Annotated in this window: 17 protein-coding genes; all 17 read left to right on the top strand. The window is 42.9% G+C overall.

Annotated elements, in window-relative coordinates:
• Positions 1–36: 36 nt before the first annotated feature.
• The 17 genes from uvrB (at position 37) to rapZ (ending at position 19,529) form a co-directional block, all read left to right on the top strand.
• Positions 37–2,010, top strand: coding sequence for an excinuclease ABC subunit UvrB (gene uvrB / locus CFS60_RS06370; protein WP_088809753.1), 1,974 nt, complete (start codon positions 37–39; stop codon positions 2,008–2,010).
• A gap of 7 nt (positions 2,011–2,017) precedes the next feature.
• Positions 2,018–4,885 (top strand): excinuclease ABC subunit UvrA, encoded by a 2,868-nt coding sequence (uvrA, locus tag CFS60_RS06365; protein ID WP_088825724.1) that lies wholly within the window; start codon positions 2,018–2,020, stop codon positions 4,883–4,885.
• 185 nt (positions 4,886–5,070) lie between these two features.
• Entirely contained in the window at positions 5,071–6,321 is a 1,251-nt protein-coding gene (locus CFS60_RS06360) for a DUF4097 family beta strand repeat-containing protein (RefSeq protein WP_088838992.1), read from the top strand.
• 67 nt (positions 6,322–6,388) lie between these two features.
• Entirely contained in the window at positions 6,389–7,603 is a 1,215-nt protein-coding gene (locus tag CFS60_RS06355) for a PspC domain-containing protein (protein ID WP_088838991.1), read from the top strand.
• Positions 7,604–7,634: 31 nt separating this feature from the next.
• Positions 7,635–7,832, top strand: a complete 198-nt coding sequence (locus CFS60_RS06350) for a PspC domain-containing protein (RefSeq protein ID WP_088809757.1) — start codon at positions 7,635–7,637, stop codon at positions 7,830–7,832.
• Between the two features lie 6 nt (positions 7,833–7,838).
• The gene (locus tag CFS60_RS06345) at positions 7,839–8,195 is read left to right on the top strand and encodes a phage holin family protein (RefSeq protein ID WP_088809758.1); all 357 of its coding nucleotides are present in this window, start codon (positions 7,839–7,841) and stop codon (positions 8,193–8,195) included.
• A gap of 93 nt (positions 8,196–8,288) precedes the next feature.
• Complete coding sequence (hprK, locus tag CFS60_RS06340) at positions 8,289–9,224, top strand: HPr(Ser) kinase/phosphatase (protein ID WP_088809759.1); 936 nt, start codon at positions 8,289–8,291, stop codon at positions 9,222–9,224.
• A 97-nt stretch (positions 9,225–9,321) separates the two neighbouring features.
• Positions 9,322–10,152 carry a prolipoprotein diacylglyceryl transferase gene (lgt, locus tag CFS60_RS06335; protein ID WP_088815770.1) on the top strand — a complete coding sequence of 277 codons (831 nt, stop codon included), beginning with the start codon at positions 9,322–9,324 and terminating at the stop codon, positions 10,150–10,152.
• 30 nt (positions 10,153–10,182) lie between these two features.
• Positions 10,183–10,836 (top strand): pyrophosphatase PpaX, encoded by a 654-nt coding sequence (ppaX, locus tag CFS60_RS06330; protein ID WP_088809761.1) that lies wholly within the window; start codon positions 10,183–10,185, stop codon positions 10,834–10,836.
• 1 nt (position 10,837) lies between these two features.
• Positions 10,838–11,332, top strand: a complete 495-nt coding sequence (locus CFS60_RS06325; protein ID WP_088809762.1) for a DapH/DapD/GlmU-related protein — start codon at positions 10,838–10,840, stop codon at positions 11,330–11,332.
• A 79-nt stretch (positions 11,333–11,411) separates the two neighbouring features.
• Positions 11,412–12,875 (top strand): hypothetical protein, encoded by a 1,464-nt coding sequence (locus CFS60_RS06320; RefSeq protein ID WP_088838990.1) that lies wholly within the window; start codon positions 11,412–11,414, stop codon positions 12,873–12,875.
• A gap of 82 nt (positions 12,876–12,957) precedes the next feature.
• Positions 12,958–13,914, top strand: a complete 957-nt coding sequence (gene trxB, locus CFS60_RS06315) for a thioredoxin-disulfide reductase (protein ID WP_088809764.1) — start codon at positions 12,958–12,960, stop codon at positions 13,912–13,914.
• A gap of 272 nt (positions 13,915–14,186) precedes the next feature.
• Positions 14,187–14,576 (top strand): hypothetical protein, encoded by a 390-nt coding sequence (locus tag CFS60_RS06310; protein ID WP_088809765.1) that lies wholly within the window; start codon positions 14,187–14,189, stop codon positions 14,574–14,576.
• A 104-nt stretch (positions 14,577–14,680) separates the two neighbouring features.
• Positions 14,681–15,670 carry a UDP-glucose 4-epimerase GalE gene (galE, locus tag CFS60_RS06305; protein ID WP_088809766.1) on the top strand — a complete coding sequence of 330 codons (990 nt, stop codon included), beginning with the start codon at positions 14,681–14,683 and terminating at the stop codon, positions 15,668–15,670.
• A gap of 67 nt (positions 15,671–15,737) precedes the next feature.
• On the top strand, positions 15,738–16,772 hold the full coding sequence (locus CFS60_RS06300) for an aldose epimerase family protein (RefSeq protein ID WP_088838989.1): 1,035 nt from the start codon (positions 15,738–15,740) through the stop codon (positions 16,770–16,772).
• A gap of 48 nt (positions 16,773–16,820) precedes the next feature.
• Positions 16,821–18,551, top strand: coding sequence for a phospho-sugar mutase (locus tag CFS60_RS06295; protein WP_088809768.1), 1,731 nt, complete (start codon positions 16,821–16,823; stop codon positions 18,549–18,551).
• 102 nt (positions 18,552–18,653) lie between these two features.
• Entirely contained in the window at positions 18,654–19,529 is an 876-nt protein-coding gene (gene rapZ, locus CFS60_RS06290) for an RNase adapter RapZ (RefSeq protein WP_088809769.1), read from the top strand.
• The last annotated feature ends 1 nt before the right edge of the window (position 19,530 follow it).

Below are 19,530 nucleotides of genomic sequence, written 5' to 3'. Positions count from 1 at the left end.
TGGAGAAAAAAATGAAGCAGGAATGGGGGACTCACATTGACCGATAAATTTGAACTCGTCTCAGAATATCAACCATCTGGAGATCAACCGCGCGCAATTGAGCAATTAGTTGCTGGCTTAAATAGCGGCCTAAAACACCAAACTTTGCTTGGGGCAACCGGAACAGGGAAAACGTTCACGGTGTCCAACGTGATTCAAGAAGTCAATAAACCGACGCTGATTATGGCGCATAATAAAACGCTAGCTGGACAACTTTATAGTGAGTTTAAGGAATTTTTTCCAAACAATGCGGTGGAATATTTTGTTAGTTACTACGATTATTATCAACCGGAAGCTTACGTCCCGCAAAGTGATACGTATATTGAAAAAGATGCTAGCATTAATGACGAAATCGATAAATTACGCCATTCTGCGACTGCTTCATTACTCGAGAGACGCGATGTGATTATTATTGCCAGCGTATCGTGTATTTATGGTTTAGGTGCACCAGAAGAATACCGGGAATTAGTTGTGTCGCTACGTCCAGGTATGGAAATCAGTCGCGATGTTTTATTACGCCGCTTGGTGGACATTCAATATGACCGCAATGACATCGATTTTCAGCGCGGACGTTTTCGTGTTCGCGGCGATGTGGTTGAAATTTTTCCAGCGTCGCGTGACGAGCATTGTATTCGCGTTGAATTTTTTGGTGATGAAATCGAGCGAATCCGCGAAGTAGACGCACTCACGGGAGAAATTACAGGTGAGCGGGAACACATTTCAATTTTTCCAGCATCTCACTTCGTTACCCGCCAAGATACGCTCAAAAAAGCAATTGGAAACATTAAAATCGAACTCGAAGAACGTTTAAAAATATTACGTGCGGATAATAAACTTTTAGAAGCGCAACGCTTAGAACAAAGAACAAACTATGATATTGAAATGATGGAAGAAATGGGCTATTGCTCAGGAATTGAGAACTATTCAAGGCATTTGGCACATCGCCCAGCAGGCTCGACGCCGTATACGCTACTTGATTATTTCCCTGATGACTTCCAAATTGTTATCGATGAGTCGCACGTAACCATGCCGCAAATCCGCGGAATGTACAACGGTGACCAAGCAAGGAAGCAGATGCTTGTTGACCACGGGTTTCGTTTGCCATCAGCCCTCGATAACCGCCCGCTACGCTTAGAAGAGTTCGAGAAACACATCAATCAGATTATGTTTATTTCTGCAACTCCGGGTCCGTACGAACTCGAGAAAAATCCAGATGTTATCGAGCAAATCATTCGGCCAACAGGACTGCTTGACCCTGTTGTTGAAATTAGACCGATTGAAGGGCAAATCGATGATTTAATGGATGAAATTAATGAGCGCACAGAAAAAGATGAACGCGTACTCGTAACAACACTGACCAAGAAGATGGCGGAAGATTTAACGGACTATCTAAAAGAAGCTGGCATCAAAGTGCAATACCTCCACTCGGAAGTGAAGACGCTCGAGCGGATTGAAATCATCCGCGATTTACGCCTTGGCGTGTTTGACGTCCTAGTCGGAATCAACTTACTTCGTGAAGGAATAGATTTGCCAGAAGTTTCCCTTGTTGCAATTTTAGACGCGGATAAAGAAGGCTTCTTGCGATCAGAACGCTCACTTATTCAAACGATGGGTCGTGCGGCGCGTAATGAACACGGAAAAGTTATTATGTACGCCGATAAAATTACCGATTCAATGCGCGTTTCAATGGAAGAAACCGAACGTCGTCGTCATATTCAAGAAGCGTACAATGAAGAACACGGCATTACGCCGAAAACGATTCGCAAAGAAATTCGCGGCGTAATTGCGGCAACTACTGCTGTAGAAGGTGAAGAAGAGGCACGTCCAGATTTAAGTAAACTAACAAAACAAGAGCGCGGACAGCTTATTGAAGATATGGAACACGAAATGAAGGCGGCGGCTAAAGCGCTTGACTTTGAACGTGCAGCGGAACTTCGTGATGCATTACTCGAATTAAAAGCGGAAGGATGAAACGAATTTGAATAAAGATAAAATTATCATTCAAGGGGCAAGAGCCCATAACTTAAAAAATATCGACGTTGAAATCCCGCGTGACAAACTGGTCGTCATGACGGGGCTGTCTGGATCGGGGAAATCTTCCCTAGCTTTTGATACAGTCTATGCGGAAGGTCAGCGTCGTTACGTGGAGTCGTTATCAGCTTATGCACGCCAGTTTTTAGGCCAAATGGATAAGCCAGATGTAGATTTAATCGAAGGGCTCAGCCCAGCTATTTCCATCGACCAAAAAACGACAAGTCGAAATCCACGTTCCACAGTCGGAACCGTAACGGAAATTCATGACTATTTAAGATTGCTTTATGCACGTGTTGGGCACCCAATTTGTCCGAACCACGGCATCGAAATTACATCACAAACCATTGAGCAGATGGTGGAGCGCGTTTTAGAATACCCTGAAAAGACACGCCTGCAAGTGATGGCACCCATTGTTTCTGGCAAAAAGGGCACACATAAAAAAACGCTTGAAGAAGTCAAAAAACAAGGTTACGTGCGCATTCGTGTTGATGGAGAAATCTATGATATTAACGACGAGATTACAATTGAAAAAAACAAAAAGCATTCTATTGAAATCATCGTTGACCGAATTGTTATTAAAGAAGGCATTCAGTCGCGCTTGTACGATTCGCTGGAATCCGCACTTCGATTAGCGGACGGCTATGCGGTTGTTGATGTTATGGGCGAAAAAGAATTACTATTTAGCGAACATTATGCCTGCCCGTATTGTGGCTTCACAGTTGGGGAACTAGAGCCGCGCATGTTTTCTTTTAACAGTCCATTTGGCGCGTGTCCGACATGTGATGGTTTAGGTACGAAACTAGAGGTGGACGTTGAAACGGTCATTCCAGATACTTCGCTTTCTTTAAAGGACGGAGCAATTGTTCCGTGGCGTCCAATTAGTTCGCAGTATTATCCGCAAATGCTGGAATCGGCATGTAAGGAATTCGGGATTGATATGAAGAAGCCGTTTGAAAAGCTATCGAAAGAAGAACAAAATATCGTTTTAAATGGTTCGGGTGACCAAGAATTCTTCTTTAAATACCAAAATGATTTTGGAATGACAAGAGAAACATGGATGCCATTTGAAGGGATTTTACCGAACGTGGAAAGGCGTTACCGGGAAACAAATTCGGACTTTACGCGTGAACAGATGGCGCAATATATGACGGACTTACCGTGTCCAACTTGCCATGGTTACCGTTTGAAGGAAGAAGCACGAGCAGTGAAAATTGATGGCAAACATCTAGGCGAAATCAGCCATTTTTCTGTGACGGAAGGCCTGGAATTCTTTTCAGATTTGGCTCTTTCAGAAAAGGAAAGTCAAATTGCGGCTCCAATTTTAAAAGAAGTACGGAGTCGTCTAGGCTTTTTAAATAATGTAGGTTTAAATTATTTAACGCTTAGTCGGGCGGCTGGAACGCTTTCGGGCGGGGAGGCACAACGAATTCGACTAGCGACACAAATTGGTTCCCGCTTGACGGGTGTGCTGTACATTTTAGATGAGCCGTCCATTGGCTTGCACCAGCGAGATAATGACCGTCTAGTTGAAACGTTGCAAAACATGCGTGACATTGGAAATACGCTTATTGTCGTGGAACATGATGAAGATACGATGATGGCTGCGGATTATTTGATTGATATCGGTCCAGGCGCCGGTGAACATGGTGGACAAATTGTGGCTGCGGGTACACCAGAAGAGGTGGCTAAAGATAAAAATTCAATAACTGGACAATATCTTTCGGGAGAAAAATTCATTCCAGTACCAAGTTCACGCCGAGATGGAAATGGCAATAAAATCGAAATTGTTGGTGCGAAGGCGAACAATTTGAAAAATGTCAGTGCGGATATCCCACTTGGAACATTCACATGTGTGACGGGCGTTTCAGGTTCTGGAAAAAGCTCGCTTGTAAATGAAGTATTACGAAAAGCGCTGTCGCGCAAGTTAAACCGGGCGAATGCGAAACCGGGCGCGCATAAGGAGATTAAAGGGACGGAACACTTGGAGAAAATTATTGATATTGACCAGTCCCCAATTGGGCGGACGCCCCGCTCGAATCCGGCGACTTATACGGGCGCATTCGATGACATTCGCGACTTATTTGCCTCTACGAATGAGGCGAAAGTACGCGGATACAAAAAAGGTCGTTTTAGCTTTAATGTAAAAGGTGGTCGTTGTGAAGCTTGTAAAGGTGATGGCATCATCAAAATTGAGATGCACTTTTTGCCAGATGTCTATGTGCCGTGTGAAGTTTGCGGCGGGAAGCGCTACAACGGCGAAACGTTAGATATTCGCTACAAAGGGAAAAATATCGCGGAAGTTTTAGAGATGACGGTTGAAGAAGGCTTGGCATTCTTTAAAAATCAACCTAAAATTGCGCGCAAATTGCAGACGATTGTCGACGTTGGCTTAGGCTATATCCGTCTTGGGCAACCAGCCACGACTTTATCAGGCGGTGAAGCACAGCGGGTTAAACTTGCCTCTGAGCTCCATAAGCGGAGTAACGGTAAATCATTCTATATTTTAGATGAGCCAACAACTGGTTTGCATGCCGATGATATTAGTCGACTTTTAAAAGTGCTACAGCGCTTAGTTGATGAAAATGGCGATACCGTTTTAGTTATCGAACACAATTTGGACGTCATTAAGCAAGCGGACTATTTGATTGATCTTGGTCCGGAAGGCGGCGATGGTGGCGGTCAAATTATTGCGACGGGAACACCTGAAAAAGTGGCACGTTCGAAAAAATCGTATACGGGTAAATATTTGAAACGGGTTCTTGAACGCGATAAAAAGCGAACGAAAAACCGGATTGAAAGTGCCCAGAAATAAAACTTAAAAGCCTGATTGGGAGGGAGTCTTCTCATCAGGCTTTTCCTTTTCCCCAAAAGTCTAAAGAAAGAATCGTTCTTAAGTTGTATGACAGATGACGTGGAATCCTTCATAATGAACATATAGTTAAAAGACCTATGAATTTAATGACTTTACTTACAATATATTTTTTAGGAGGAACTGGAATGGAAAACGAACGTAAACGCATTTTAGAACTCGTGAAACAAGGTGTTATCTCAACGGAAGAAGCGCTAACGCTACTTGAAAATATTTCGAAAAAAGAAGGCAAATCAGCAGCCTCTGAAAATATTCGTCAAGCTGAGCGCAGAACTTCTTATGAGGAAGCTTTTGAGAACGAGGAAGAAGAACAAGGTTATGACTACTCGCAAGGCTGGAATACAGCCGGTAATCCGTATCGCGGAGGAGAAGCAAAGAAACCGCGTAGAGAACGTCCAGAGCAAAGAGCAAAAGATGAGGAACGTGCTCGTATTGAAAAGGAAAAACGCGAAGAATCAATGAAAAATGTGATGAACGATTTATCGCAAGCTGGTGAAAAAATTGGTTCATTCCTAAGCAGTGCTTTCAATCAAGTGAAAGATATGCCGTTTCCATTTTTAACATCAACAAAAATTGAACGCGAATTTGTTTATCATGATACAACACTTTCGATTTTAGAATTTGAAGTGGCAAATGGAAACATTGAATTTAAACCGTCCGATAATGATGATATTCGCGTCCATGCGATGATTAAACTATTTAAAGAATACCCAGAAGAAGAAGCAATGAAAATCTTCTTTGACCGCACAACGCTTCGTGTCGATGAAGAAACGCTTCGCTTTGAATCTAAATCCAAGCAAATCGTAACGAATTTAACAGTATACTTGCCACGTCGTGAATATGATTATGTGTCAGTGAAAATTTTAAATGGTAATTTCCACATTGATGAACTAACTGGCCGTGACTTGTTTGCGAAAACAACAAATGGGAACATTAGTGTCGGTACAATCCAAGCGACATTGACAGAAATCGAGTCGATTAACGGTAATGTACGCGTGCAAAACGGAAACGTGCGCGATGTTTCACTTAAAACCTTTAATGGCAATGTTTCAGTAAAAGGTAGTTTCTACTCAACCAATTTAATGACCAAAAATGGGAATGTCAATTATCACTTGCAAAATGAAGAAGCGGCATTCTTAAAAGCAAAAACTGGTGCAGGGAACCTAGAAATTACTGTGCCGAGAGAACTCGGATTAGACGGGCGCCTTCATACGAACCTCGGTAAATTATTATTAGATGTGAAAGATGCGAAAGTGTTGGATTCAAAATCTGAATCTGTAAGTAAAACGATGGTCTTCACGAAACCTGCTGCAGGTGATACACTTAAACTTGAGGCGGAAGCTACAACAGGTAGTGTCAAAATTCGTGAATCTAAGTGAAACGTGTAAAATAAAACGGAACTCAGAGTCTTCGCTTGGCGAAGACTCTTGAAAGGAAGCGCATAGTATGGACAAAAAACTAAGAAGATCTCGTGTTGATCGTAAAATCGGCGGTGTTTTTGGTGGTATTTCTGAATACACTGGTATTGATGCAACGATTCTACGTTTGATTTTCATTGTTGTCGCTGTTTTTACGATGAAAACGGGTATCGCAATTATTGCCTATATCATTGCCCTGTTTGTGATTCCTTCTGAAAATATGACGACGGAAGAAGTGCTTGATCATCATCGTAAACGTATTGATGAGAGAAAACGTCGTATGGAAGCGCGTAGAAATAGGCAGTATGACAGAAGAAAACACCACCACGAAGCGCATATGAATCATAAAATGCATCACGAAAGAGTAAGCAGGCAACATGCGGAAAGAAATCATTCAGGAAGTCGACCAAGACCGTCCCGTGAATTCAGCTTTGATGCTACAACATTTAGAGGGTTGAAAGTTCAAGTTGCAACCGGCGATGTGACGCTTCGTGTTTGGGAAAAGGACGACTTAAAAGTGCGCGTTGTACTAGCTGTGCATGAGAAAGCACGCTCCATTCGCCAATTAAGCGAAGACAAATTGTGGGACTATTTTTTCAGTCAAACCATGCTTGAAATTACGCCAGAACAATTTACATTTGAATCTAAGAATGATGTATTAAAAACAGATGTTGTGCTAACAGTGCCAAAACGGCTTTATGAACAAATGAAAATTCAGTTACTTAACGGAAACTTGAAATTTGATGATGTGTCTGTTGAAGATAGTATTTTAAAAGTGCGCCATGGCGACGTGAGATCTGCTGGGGCGAGTGGGAAGTTTTTAAGTGCCGAAGTAACGGACGGAGAAATTTTCTTTAAACGCGCCGATGTTGAAAATGTAGATTTGGCAACTCAAAAAGGTGATGTTTCGATTGCTGGAAACTTGCTTACAACGGTTGCTAAAACGGCTAATGGTGACGTGGATTATACAGTTTACAATGATACAGCCACGGCGGCTGATTTAAAGGCACCAAATGGAGATATTCGCATCCAAATTCCCGCATCGTGGAATGTGGACGGAACGCTTGGGACTAGACGTGAGAAGATTTATTTCGATTTGAAGAATGCAAAAGTTTGGGACAACTCGAATCAGACGTTTGTCTTTACGCAAAATGCGGAAGAGATTAGCACGGGAACAATTCAGGCGAATGTAAACACGGGTATTATTAAAGTAACAGAGCTTGAACAGCAAGAAGCAAAATAAGAAAAATAGTTTTAATCAGGAGGGAAAGTAAATGAAAAAGTTAACGAAATCTAACAACCAAAAAATGTTGGCTGGTGTATGTGGTGGTTTTGCAGAATACTTTGGTGTTGAAGTAACGTGGATTCGCCTAGCTTGGGCGGTTATCTCATTGTTCGCTGGTACAGGGATTCTACTCTATATTATTGCAGCGATTGTTATGCCGAAAGCTCCAAGTACAGAGTGGGAGTGATAGATTTTGCGTTTTATAATAGGTGTTTTAATTAATGCAGTACTGTTTGTAGCGTTATCGGGCTTCTTTTCTAGTTTTCACGTAGATGGTTTTACTACGGCGATACTGGCGAGCTTTATTCTAGCAATTTTGAATATGCTCATTCGACCGATTTTGCTACTGCTGACGTTGCCGATTAATATTTTAACGCTTGGCTTATTTACTTTTGTAGTCAATGCGCTCATGTTGGAACTGACAACGTACTTTATGGGAAGTTCTTTCAATATTGACGGTTTTGGAACAGCCCTTATTTTAGCGGCTATTATGGCTTTTGCCAATATGATTATTAATTCGGTTCTTTTTGACAATAAGAATCGGCGATAAGTTATGAGCAGTCGCTCATAACTTTTTGTTTGCGCTATTCGAATCTGGTGATCCATGGTAAAATAAAAGAAAAACCGTAGTGGAGGGACTTACATGACAAAAAGCGTGACGGTAAAGGAGTTAGTGGAGCGGCTTAACTTGCAGCTGATTTGCGGCGAAGAAGGTTTAGAGCGGCCCATTTCAACGAGTGATTTATCAAGACCAGGTCTTGAATTAACTGGTTTCTTTTCTTATTATCCAGAGGACCGTGTGCAACTTTTCGGCATGACGGAAATTTCGTTTTCGGAAGGAATGGAGCCTAGTGAGCGGTTAAAGCGTTATAAGCAAATGTGCACGAAGCGAACGCCGGCTTTTGTTGTTTCGAGGAATTTAGAAACACCGAAAGAGCTAATTCAGGCGGCTAGCGAGGCTGGAATCCCGGTGCTCCGTTCGAGACTCAAAACGACGCGTCTTTCTGTTTATATAACGAACTTTTTGGAAAGTAAATTGGCGCCAGTTATTTCGATGCACGGGGTGCTTGTAGATATTTATGGCCTTGGGGTTTTAATTACCGGTAGTAGTGGCGTTGGGAAAAGTGAAACTGCGCTTGAACTGGTGAAACGCGGTCACCGGTTAGTTGCCGACGATAATGTTGAAATCCGCCAAGAAGATGAACTATCCTTAATTGGCTCTTCGCCAGCAATTATTGAGCATTTGCTTGAAATTCGCGGTCTCGGAATTATTAACGTGATGACGCTCTTCGGGGCAGGGGCAGTTCGGTCAAGCAAGAAAATTACGCTTGTTGTGCACCTTGAAAATTGGGATCCAACGAAACATTACGACCGAGTGGGACTTGACGAGGAAAAAACGCGCATTTTCGATATGGACGTTCCTAAAATCACCGTTCCAGTTCGCCCAGGCCGAAATTTATCTGTCATCATTGAGGTGGCGGCAATGAATTTCCGCTTGAAAAATATGGGATATAATGCGGCGGAACGTTTCACAAGTGACTTAAACAATTTGATTAGCCAAAATAGCATGAACGATTAACGAAGGAGGCTTGGCAATTTGGTCAAGCTTCTTTCTTTTTTGTGCGAGAAAAGGTAAAATTGAATAGTGAAAATGAAGAAAAGAAAGTAGGTTCGGAATGGAAAATCAAATTACACCGCTTGATCCGGTGGCAATTCAACTTGGTAACTTCTCCATTAAATGGTACGGCATTATTATTGCGCTAGGTGTGGTTGTAGCGCTACTTTTGGCACTAAGAGAGGCGACTAAACGCCGTTTTGATAAAGAGTTGTTTGTGGACTTATTAATTTGGGCAATTCCGATTTCAATTATTTGTGCTCGCATTTATTATGTTATTTTCCAATGGGATTTCTATAAAGATAATCCAAGCGAAATCATTAAAATTTGGCACGGTGGGATTGCAATTTACGGGGCGCTTATTGGGGCGGTAGGTACGGCTATCATATTCTCGCGTATCAAGAAAATCTCCTTTTTCCAACTAGCGGATATTGCAGCTCCAAGTTTACTGATTGCGCAAGCGATTGGACGTTGGGGAAATTTTATGAACCAGGAGGCACACGGGGCGGAAACGACGCGTAGTTTCTTGGAAAGCTTGCATCTGCCAGACTTTATCATCAATCAGATGTACATAGACGGCGCTTATTATCAACCCACTTTTCTTTATGAAAGTTTATGGAATGTGCTTGGGTTTGTTGTACTCCTTGTTTTACGCCGGACGAAGATTCGCCGCGGAGAGCTGTTTTTGGGTTACGTAATTTGGTATTCATTTGGTCGTTTCTTTATTGAAGGAATGCGTACGGATAGCCTGATGTGGGGCGACATGAGAGTATCACAAGTACTGGCTGTAATTTTAATTGTAGTGTCAATTGGCATGATTATTTATAGACGAATCAAACTAAATCCACCTTATTATTTAGCGGACAAATACGGGGAAGTGCCAAAAAAATAAGCTTTGCTTCGGCAAGGAAAGGTTGAAAGTATGACGAAAAAGATTACGACTTTGCTTTTTGACTTGGATGGAACCTTGATCAATACGAATGAACTCATCATCGAAACGTTTAAGAAAACCTTGGCGGAATTTTTACCAGAAAGAAGCTTTTCAAGAGAGGAAATTTTGCAATTTATCGGTCCGCCGCTTACGGAAACTTTTGCAAGCTTAGCGCCAGAACGAGTGGACGAAATGATTGCGTATTATCGCGAGTTTAATATTGCGCACCATGACGATCTCATCTTAGAGTATGACGGTGTTTACGAGGCAATTCGCGCGCTTTATGAGGAAGATTACAAGCTTGCGGTCGTTTCCACGAAAATGTATGATGTCATCATGAAAGGTCTGAAACTCACTGGCCTCGATAAATATTTTCAGGTCGTCATCGGGCTCGACCAAGTGAAAGTGGCGAAACCTGACCCGGAAGGAATTGAAATGGCGCTTGCGCTGCTAAGTTCAGAGGCAGACGAGGCGATTATGGTTGGCGATAATTTCCACGATATTCACGCGGGGAAAAACGCGGGTACGAAGACGGCGGCCGTTTCATGGTGCATTAAAGGTCCGGATTACTTGACGCAATTTGAGCCAGACTACATGTTAAAAACGATGGGCGATCTACTTGAGATTGTCCGTACCGAGGCCTGATATGCGAAACTACAAGCGTTACGAGCCGAAAGTTGCGAACGAAAACCCGCTCAACCACGTTTACAAGACGGTTCCGTTTTGGCGCACCTTTAAAAACACTGTGGTTATCGAATTTGCGCGCTACTTCCCGTGGATGGGTGGCAAACGCAATTTGTATCGCAAACTGTTAGGCATGAAGGTTGGCGACAAAACGGCAATTGCGTTTAAAGTGACCTTTGATTTATTTTTCCCAGAAAAGATTACGATTGGTAAAAATTCAGTTATTGGCTATCAAACGACGATTTTGACCCACGAATATTTAGTGCATGAATACCGCGTGGGCGCTGTTTCGATTGGCGATAATGTCATGATTGGTGCGGGCGTCATTATTTTACCGGGCGTCCAAATCGGCGACCGCGCTGTGATTGGCGCCGGAGCAGTCGTTTCGAAAGATATTCCAGCGGGTAGCGTGGCATTTGGTAATCCGATTGTGATTAGAGAAAAATCCGATTCTTAAGCGAGAATGGGATTTTTTGCTGTATTGACGGAAACGCGAACTATGATATACTAAATAAACGAAATGGAGGGGAGAAATAATGGCAGAAAAACGGTTTCGGGAACCGAAAGTGATTCACTTTCTCCCAAACGGACAATTTTATTTTGAACGAGGCATTGTGGCTTTTCGCGAGGAGAAGATGACGGAAGCGATAGGCTATTTGGAGCGCGCACGTGATTTAGAGCCTTTTGAGCCGGTCATCATTTGTCAGCTGGCGATTTGTTATACGGAAATTGGGCAATTTCATAAGTCGAATCAACTTTTGCGTTACGTTTTAGAAAATTTGGATGGAAATATGTATTATTGTTATTACTTTATTGCGAACAATTTTGCTTATTTGAAGGACTTTAAACGGGCGCTTCAGTATGCTAAGCGGTATGTGGCGGAGGACCCAGAAGGCGAATATGTGGAAGAGGCGAACGATTTAATGGACGTTTTACTTGAAGAAACGCCAATCGGGCAAAATCTTGAAAATAAATTTATTAAAGTGGAACAGGAATTTTATGAATATAAAAAGGAAATCAACCGCTATTTGGCGGAGGAAGATAGTGTTTCGGCTTGTCGCGTTTTAGAGCGAGTTATTGATGAGAAACCGAACTTTTGGCCGGCTTACAACCAACTGGCGGCACTTTATTTTGAGCAGCTTCGCGAGGAGGAAGGACTTAAAGTTTTGTACGATTTACTAGAACGGTCAAGCGGCAATTTGTTAGGGCGCATTGATTTGTTTATGTATCATTACTTCAAGGCGAATGAAGAAGAAGTTCAGCAACTTTACGCGGAGCTTACGAAAATTGTGCCGATTTTGACGCATCACCGGGAACGGTTAGGCTACGTACATGCTATGATGGGGGCGTATAAGACGGCGGACGATTTTCTGGGCGATATTGTTGATTTAGAGGTAACCGAACGACCGAAGTTTTATTATTACCGGGCAAAAACCGCTTTTTATTTAGGTAATATTGAATTTGCGCATGAAATGTGGGCGCAATTTTTAAACTGCGACGTATATGAAAAAGAAGATTTTCCGTTTGATGAATCGGCAAATGATTTTGCGGCGCATGTACCAAACGTTTTGCAACTTCTGGCATCGAAAGAGCGTACGCTGCACTATCTAGGCGTTTATGCGCTCTCAATTTCACCTGCGCGCGCGGAACTTGTGCTTTTTCACCCGCTGTTTGAAATGACGAATTGGACGTACGAGGAGCACCTCGTTTTCACGCAATTTGTCTTTCTCGCAGAAGGCATTCCCGAGCAAAATAGTCGCTATATGGTAGAACTTTTCGAAGAACTAAGACGCAAAAGCCTACCTCTTTCGGATGAAAACTTAGCGCTTTATATGCAAGTTGTAAAAACGGTTTGGCAGATTACTGAAAAACAAATCCTCTTACCTGAGTACGAGAAGAAAGCTGTTTTATCGAGCTTCGTCACCCGTTTTGGCAGTCCAGCGCAAATTAAACAAGCGGCTTTAGACCAAAAAATACAAGATATTGATTTATTCAAGTAGTGTGAGCATATATATAGACGAACTTACTGTTTCGTATTAAGCTAGGTGTAGACTTTAAAGAGCGACCTTAGGAGGATGTAAAATGGTAAGTGAAGAAAAAATTTATGATGTAATTATCATCGGAGCTGGGCCTGCTGGCATGACGGCAGCGCTTTATACTTCCCGTGCTGATTTAGATACATTAATGATAGAACGTGGCGTGCCTGGTGGGCAAATGGTGAACACGGCGGATGTGGAAAACTACCCGGGTTTTGATAGCATTTTAGGTCCAGATTTATCGGATAAAATGTTTGCAGGCGCGAAGCAATTTGGCGCGGAATATGCGTATGGTGACATTAAAGGGATTGAAGATTTTAAAGCATATAAACTGGTGACGGCTGGTTCGAAAAGCTATAAAGCGCGTGCGGTCATTATTGCGACTGGTGCCGAACATCGTAAACTTGGTGTAACGGGCGAAGACGAGTTAAGTGGCCGCGGCGTATCGTATTGTGCGGTTTGTGACGGAGCGTTTTTCAAAAATCGTGATTTAGTCGTTGTTGGCGGCGGTGATTCGGCAGTTGAAGAAGGCACTTACTTGACGCGTTATGCAGATAAAGTGACCATCGTGCATCGCCGTGACAAATTGCGCGCACAACAAATTCTGCAAGATCGCGCGTTTAAAAATGAAAAAGTGGATTTTGTGTGGGATTCCACAGTGGAAGAAATTGTTGGCGACGACAAAAAAGTAACTGGCGTACGTTTAGTGTCCACAAAAGATGGCTCTAAACATGATTTAGAAGCTGATGGCGTATTCATTTATGTCGGCCTTGTCCCGCTAACAAGCGCGTTCAACGACCTCGGCATTACCGACGATGAAGGTTACATTCGTACGAACGAAGAAATGGAAACGAGTATTCCGGGCATTTTCGCTGCTGGAGATGTTCGCGCAAAAAGCTTACGCCAAATTGTAACGGCAACTGGTGACGGCGGCCTAGCTGGACAAAACGCACAAAAATTTGTAGAAGAATTAAAAGAATCGCTTGAAGCGGTGAGTGAATAAGGTTAAAAGACTGCCAATTGTAGGCAGTCTTTTTTTCTTGCAACTTCCTTAAATAGTTTGAAAATTAATACTTTTAGTGTGGGTTTTATTCTCTGGAATGTGCTACTATTTAATTGGGCGTGGATGGGTATATTATATCTAGGACATTAATTTTTATTTTTTGGCTGTACTTACTTGTAAAAACATTTGAATTTATTTCTAGTGATAAAAAATAAATGAACTAAAAATTTTATGTAAAATCTTTTTTTAAAGAACGAAAGGATGTCGTTTTAATGAAAAAAATTGCTGTTGTTACTATCGATGTGACTAAGGTTAAGGCTGCGGGCGGAAAAGAGGTCGCTTTTACGGTGCAGAATGAGGCGACGGAACAATGGGCTGAGGCGCATCAAGAATTCGATGTCAATCTTATTCGTATTCCCTGGTATGTGAAGACGGGCGACGCGCTTGTAAACTTCTTTGTGCGGAAAGTTTTGAAGATAAAAGACGTACCGGAATATGAAAATATGTTGCAATTCGTTTATTTCTCGCATATGAGCGCTTTTTATTTATCGAATGCGGAATTTGATGAGATTGTTTTTGAAAATCATGATCTGTTAGTTAAAACGTTGCCGCAATGTGAAAATGAAGCGCGGTACCGGGAAATTTCGACCGTGATGGAATGATGCGGGGCCCCCTTTTTTTGAGGGGGTTTTTTATTTAGGGGTGACGATTGCTTGGAACTGTTGTAAAATGGTACAAGAAGAAGCGGCGTAAGGAGGTCGACGAGATGAGTATTTTAGTGTTAGGTGGGGCTGGATATATTGGCTCTCACGCGGTAGATGGGTTGCTAGCGAAAGGGTATGATGTCGTTGTTGTTGATAATTTGCAGACGGGGCATCAGGCGTCTTTGAATCGTCAGGCGACTTTTTATAAAGGTGATATTCGGGACAAAGTTTTTTTACAAAGTGTCTTTAAAAAAGAAAAAATTGAGGGTGTAATCCATTTTGCGGCGAACTCGCTTGTTGGGGAATCGATGCAAATTCCACTCGTTTATTTAAATAATAATGTTTACGGGACGCAAGTTCTGCTTGAAGTGATGGAGGAATTTGGCGTTCGGCACATCGTTTTCTCGTCTTCAGCGGCGACATACGGCGAGCCAGAGCGTGTACCGATTACAGAGGACATGCCAACGAATCCTGAGAGCACTTACGGAGATTCAAAGCTTATTATGGAGAAAATGATGCACTGGTGTGACTTGGCTCACGAGTTACGTTACGTATCGCTAAGGTATTTTAACGTTGCTGGAGCGAAAGAAGATGGCTCGATAGGTGAAGACCACAATCCCGAGTCACATTTAGTTCCGATTATTTTGCAGGTGGCTTTAGGGCAGCGTGCGGAATTATCAATTTATGGTGACGATTATCAGACGGAAGATGGCACATGTGTGCGCGATTACGTACATGTGGTGGATTTGGTTGATGCGCATATTTTGGCGCTGGAGTATTTGAAAAATGGCGGCGTGAGCAATATTTTCAACTTGGGCAGTAGCAACGGCTTTTCTGTGAAGGAAATGCTTGATGTGGCGAGACGTGTGACAGGTAAGGAAATTCCGGCTGCAATTGGGCCGCGCCGAGCTGGTGACCCTAGTACACTTATTGCTTCGAGTGAGAAGGCTCGTCAAGTTCTTGGCTGGACGCCGAAACATACGGATATGGAGGAAATCATTGGAACCGCGTGGAAATGGCATTTGGGCCATCCGAACGGGTATGTAGAATAAAATAGCGTTTGAACTGGCGACTTGAATTGTCGTCAGTTTGTATGTTTGACGACGAAGGAGGGACAAATTGAAACGAATTTTTGGTGAAATCGATGGAGTACCAATTTATGAGTACACACTTAAAAATAATCGTGGCACGGAATTTTCGGCTTTAAATTACGGTGGGATTGTGACGCGTATTGTAACGGAAGACCGTTTTGGCGAGTTTCAAAATATTAGTTTAGGGTTTGACAATTTAGCTGACTATTTGGCGCATTCGCCTTATTTTGGGGCTTTTGTTGGTCGTGTTGCGGGGCGGATTCGAAACGGCACTTTTGTGCTTGACGGTAAACAATATGACGTTGTGAAAAATAATGGGAACCACCAGCTGCACGGAGGCCGTCCGAATTTCAGTAAGGCGATTTTCCAAGTGGAAGAAGTACAAAATTCGCTTATTTTTTCCTACAAGAGCCCTGCCTTTGAAAACGGCTATCCCGGTGAAGTCGATGTGGTGATGCGCTATACGCTGACGGATGACGATGCATGGGTGATTGAATACGAGGCGAAGACCGACCAGCCGACGCTGTTCAACCCGACGAATCATACATATTTTAACCTTTCGGGGGATGTTAAAAAGGCGGTTTTCGAGAATGAGCTTTTTGTGCGAAGTCACGCATTTGCATGTGTGGACGCCGATTTAGTTCCAACTGGAGAAATTAGAGCGACAGCAGGAACCGCGTTTGATTTTACTGCGAAAAAACGAATTCAAGACGCCATTTCAAAAGGTGACCCGCAAATCGATTTTGCGAGCGGTGGCCTCGATCATGGCTTCGTTTTGGAACATGAAGCGGGGCAACCAGATGCCGTTTTAATGGATGCTGAAACTGGTCGCGGGGTGGCTGTTCAGACGGACGCGCCAGCCGTTGTCATTTATACAGGAAATACGTTGTTTGGCGATTACAAAGTTTTTGGCGAAACAATTCGGCCTTTTTCAGGTATTACGTTTGAAACGCAAATTTTACCAGATGCGATTCACCACCCGCATTTTGGTGATAGCGTGCTGCGCCCTGAAAAGCCTTTTTATTCCAAAACGACTTTTCGCTTTTTTGTAAATAAAGCTTGAAACTGATAAAATATAACAGAAGGTATTTGTGAGAGGAGCCTATGAACGATGAATTGGAATACAGAATATGAGAAATGGTTAAACAATGCGCAACTAGATGCTGATTTACGTAAACAGCTTGATGGCTTGAGCGGTGATGAAAAGACACTTGAAGATAGTTTTTATAAAAATATGGAATTTGGAACTGCTGGAATGCGAGGTGTTCTTGGTGCGGGCACTAATCGCATGAACATTTATACGATTCGTAAGGCGTCTTACGGACTTGCAAAATTTGTAGCAGAAAATGGGGATGCGGCGAAAAAACGCGGTGTAGTCATTGCCTATGACCCTCGTCACATGTCACAAGAATTCGCGTACGAGAGCGCTTCGGTTTTAGGCGCCCACGGGATAAAAAGTTACGTGTTTGAATCGCTTCGCCCGACGCCGGAACTTTCTTTCGCGGTTCGCGATTTAAACTGCTTCAGTGGGATTGTCATTACGGCGAGCCACAATCCGCCAGAATATAACGGATACAAGGTTTACGGCGAGGACGGCGGGCAAATGCCACCAGCAGGAGCGGATGCGGTGACGGAATATATTGATTCGGTTGAGGACATTTTTGCGGTGGAAATTCGCGATACGAGCGAGCTCAAAGCGAGCGGGTTGCTTGAAGTTATCAGCGACAAAGTGGACGTGCCGTATTTGGAAAAATTAAAAGAGGTTACGGTGAATAAAGCGCTTGTAAAAGAAAAAGGTGACACGTTGAAGATTGTCTTCACGCCGCTTCACGGGACGGGTGGCATTCTAGGCGTGCCTGCCCTTGAAAGTGTTGGATTCACAAACATCATTCGGGTGACGGAGCAATTTGAAAACGATCCAGATTTTAAAACGGTAAAATCACCAAATCCAGAAAACCGTGAAGCTTTCCTACTGGCGATTGAATACGGTGAAAAATACGATGGGGATATTTTAGTTGGAACGGATCCTGATGCGGACCGTCTAGGCGTGGCTGTTCGCACGAAAAACGGCGAATACAACGTGCTTTCAGGTAACCAAATCGGCGCCCTCATTTTAAACTACTTGCTAAAACAAAAGAAAAACCAAGGCGAGTTGCCAGCTAACGCGGCCGTCTTGAAATCCATTGTAACAAGTGACCTTGGTCGCGAAATCGCTGAATTTTACGGGGCGGAAATGATTGAAGTTCTAACAGGCTTTAAATTTATCGCCGAACAAATTAAGCGTTTTGAAGAAACAGGTTCCAATACATTTTTATTTGGCTATGAAGAAAGTAATGGCTATATGGTGAAGTCATTCACACGCGATAAAGATGCTATCCAGGCGGTGCTTGCGATTTCAGAAGTGGCACTGGATGCTAAAGAGCGTGGATTCACGCTTTCCGAAGAATTGGACAATATTTTCTCCCAGTTTGGCTTTTATAAAGAGGATCTTGTGTCGCTTACGCTTAGCGGAAAAGACGGATCGGAGCGGATTAAAGAAATTATGACGAGCTTCCGCGAGAAATTGCCGACTGGTATGGGTGGCGAGAAAATCGAGCGTGTGGAGGATTACTTGCGCAGTGAAACGAATTTTATTGCGTCTGGCGAATCCGCGCCTATCTTGCTTCCGCGCGCGGATGTGCTTAAATTTTACTTGACTGACGGTTCATGGTTCTGCTTACGACCATCTGGAACAGAGCCAAAAATCAAGTTCTACTTTAGTATAAAAGGGGCAACTGAAGCGGCTAGCCAGAAAAAACTCGAGAAAGTTCGAGATGCACTCTTAGAGCTTGTTGAGCATTAAAATAGAAGGGGTTTTCGCAGATGCGAAGCCTCTTTTTGCATCATTATAGTGGTGATTATGGTAGAATAATAGATATAGTGAACGATGGAAGGATGAGTGCTTTTGGCAACGAATCAATTGCAATTAGTTATTATTACTGGAATGAGCGGGGCAGGTAAAACGGTTGCCATGCAGTCTTTAGAGGATCTTGGTTATTTCTGTGTCGACAATTTACCGCCGACTTTGTTACCTAAGTTTTGGGAGCTTATGAAGGAATCCGGCAAAATGAATAAAATTGCACTTGTTATGGATTTACGCGGACGTGACTTTTTCGACTCCATTGAGCAAGCGCTAGATGAACTCGATAACACTTCTTTTATTACGACTAAAATTCTCTTTTTAGAAGCAGATGATGGGGTTTTAGTTTCGCGCTATAAAGAAACAAGACGGCACCACCCACTTGAACCAAATGGCTCCGTTTTAGAAGGTATTAAAGCGGAACGCGATTTATTAAGTGATTTGAAAGGTCGCTCGCAACTTGTCATCAACACATCGAATATGAAGCCGCGCGAGCTTAGAGAACGAATCAATCAAGAGTTTAGAGCAGAGGATAAAGATGTTTTCAATGTGCAAGTGATGTCTTTCGGATTTAAGTACGGCTTGCCGATTGACGCGGATCTTGTGTTTGATGTACGGTTCTTGCCGAATCCGCATTATATTGATAAGATGCGTCCTTTAACAGGACTTGACAAAGATGTTTATGATTACGTGATGAAATGGCCAGAAACGCAAACTTACTTGGATAAGACGCTTGATTTACTCAATTTTACGCTGCCTTATTACAAACGCGAAGGGAAGACGCAACTTGTCATTGCGATTGGCTGTACGGGCGGGCAACACCGTTCTGTTGCACTTTCTGAATACATTGGAAAAGCGTTGCAAAGTAAATACGAAACGACGATTTCACACCGAGATATGAAACGCAGAAAGGAAAAGTAGC

Origin of the sequence: Listeria sp. ILCC792 (assembly GCF_900186135.1) — a bacterium.
Taxonomy (GTDB): Bacteria; Bacillota; Bacilli; order Lactobacillales; family Listeriaceae; genus Listeria; species Listeria goaensis.
This window is presented reverse-complemented; position numbering and strand designations above follow the sequence as displayed.

What these genes read in the sequence shown, in the direction of transcription:
- CFS60_RS06360 (WP_088838992.1), top strand. Translation starts at nt 5,071, where the DNA reads ATGGAAAACGAACGTAAACGCATTTTAGAACTCGTGAAACAAGGTGTT.
- CFS60_RS06355 (WP_088838991.1), top strand. Translation starts at nt 6,389, where the DNA reads ATGGACAAAAAACTAAGAAGATCTCGTGTTGATCGTAAAATCGGCGGT.
- CFS60_RS06350 (WP_088809757.1), top strand. Translation starts at nt 7,635, where the DNA reads ATGAAAAAGTTAACGAAATCTAACAACCAAAAAATGTTGGCTGGTGTA.
- hprK (WP_088809759.1), top strand. Translation starts at nt 8,289, where the DNA reads ATGACAAAAAGCGTGACGGTAAAGGAGTTAGTGGAGCGGCTTAACTTG.
- lgt (WP_088815770.1), top strand. Translation starts at nt 9,322, where the DNA reads ATGGAAAATCAAATTACACCGCTTGATCCGGTGGCAATTCAACTTGGT.
- ppaX (WP_088809761.1), top strand. Translation starts at nt 10,183, where the DNA reads ATGACGAAAAAGATTACGACTTTGCTTTTTGACTTGGATGGAACCTTG.
- CFS60_RS06325 (WP_088809762.1), top strand. Translation starts at nt 10,838, where the DNA reads ATGCGAAACTACAAGCGTTACGAGCCGAAAGTTGCGAACGAAAACCCG.
- CFS60_RS06320 (WP_088838990.1), top strand. Translation starts at nt 11,412, where the DNA reads ATGGCAGAAAAACGGTTTCGGGAACCGAAAGTGATTCACTTTCTCCCA.
- trxB (WP_088809764.1), top strand. Translation starts at nt 12,958, where the DNA reads ATGGTAAGTGAAGAAAAAATTTATGATGTAATTATCATCGGAGCTGGG.
- CFS60_RS06310 (WP_088809765.1), top strand. Translation starts at nt 14,187, where the DNA reads ATGAAAAAAATTGCTGTTGTTACTATCGATGTGACTAAGGTTAAGGCT.
- galE (WP_088809766.1), top strand. Translation starts at nt 14,681, where the DNA reads ATGAGTATTTTAGTGTTAGGTGGGGCTGGATATATTGGCTCTCACGCG.
- CFS60_RS06295 (WP_088809768.1), top strand. Translation starts at nt 16,821, where the DNA reads ATGAATTGGAATACAGAATATGAGAAATGGTTAAACAATGCGCAACTA.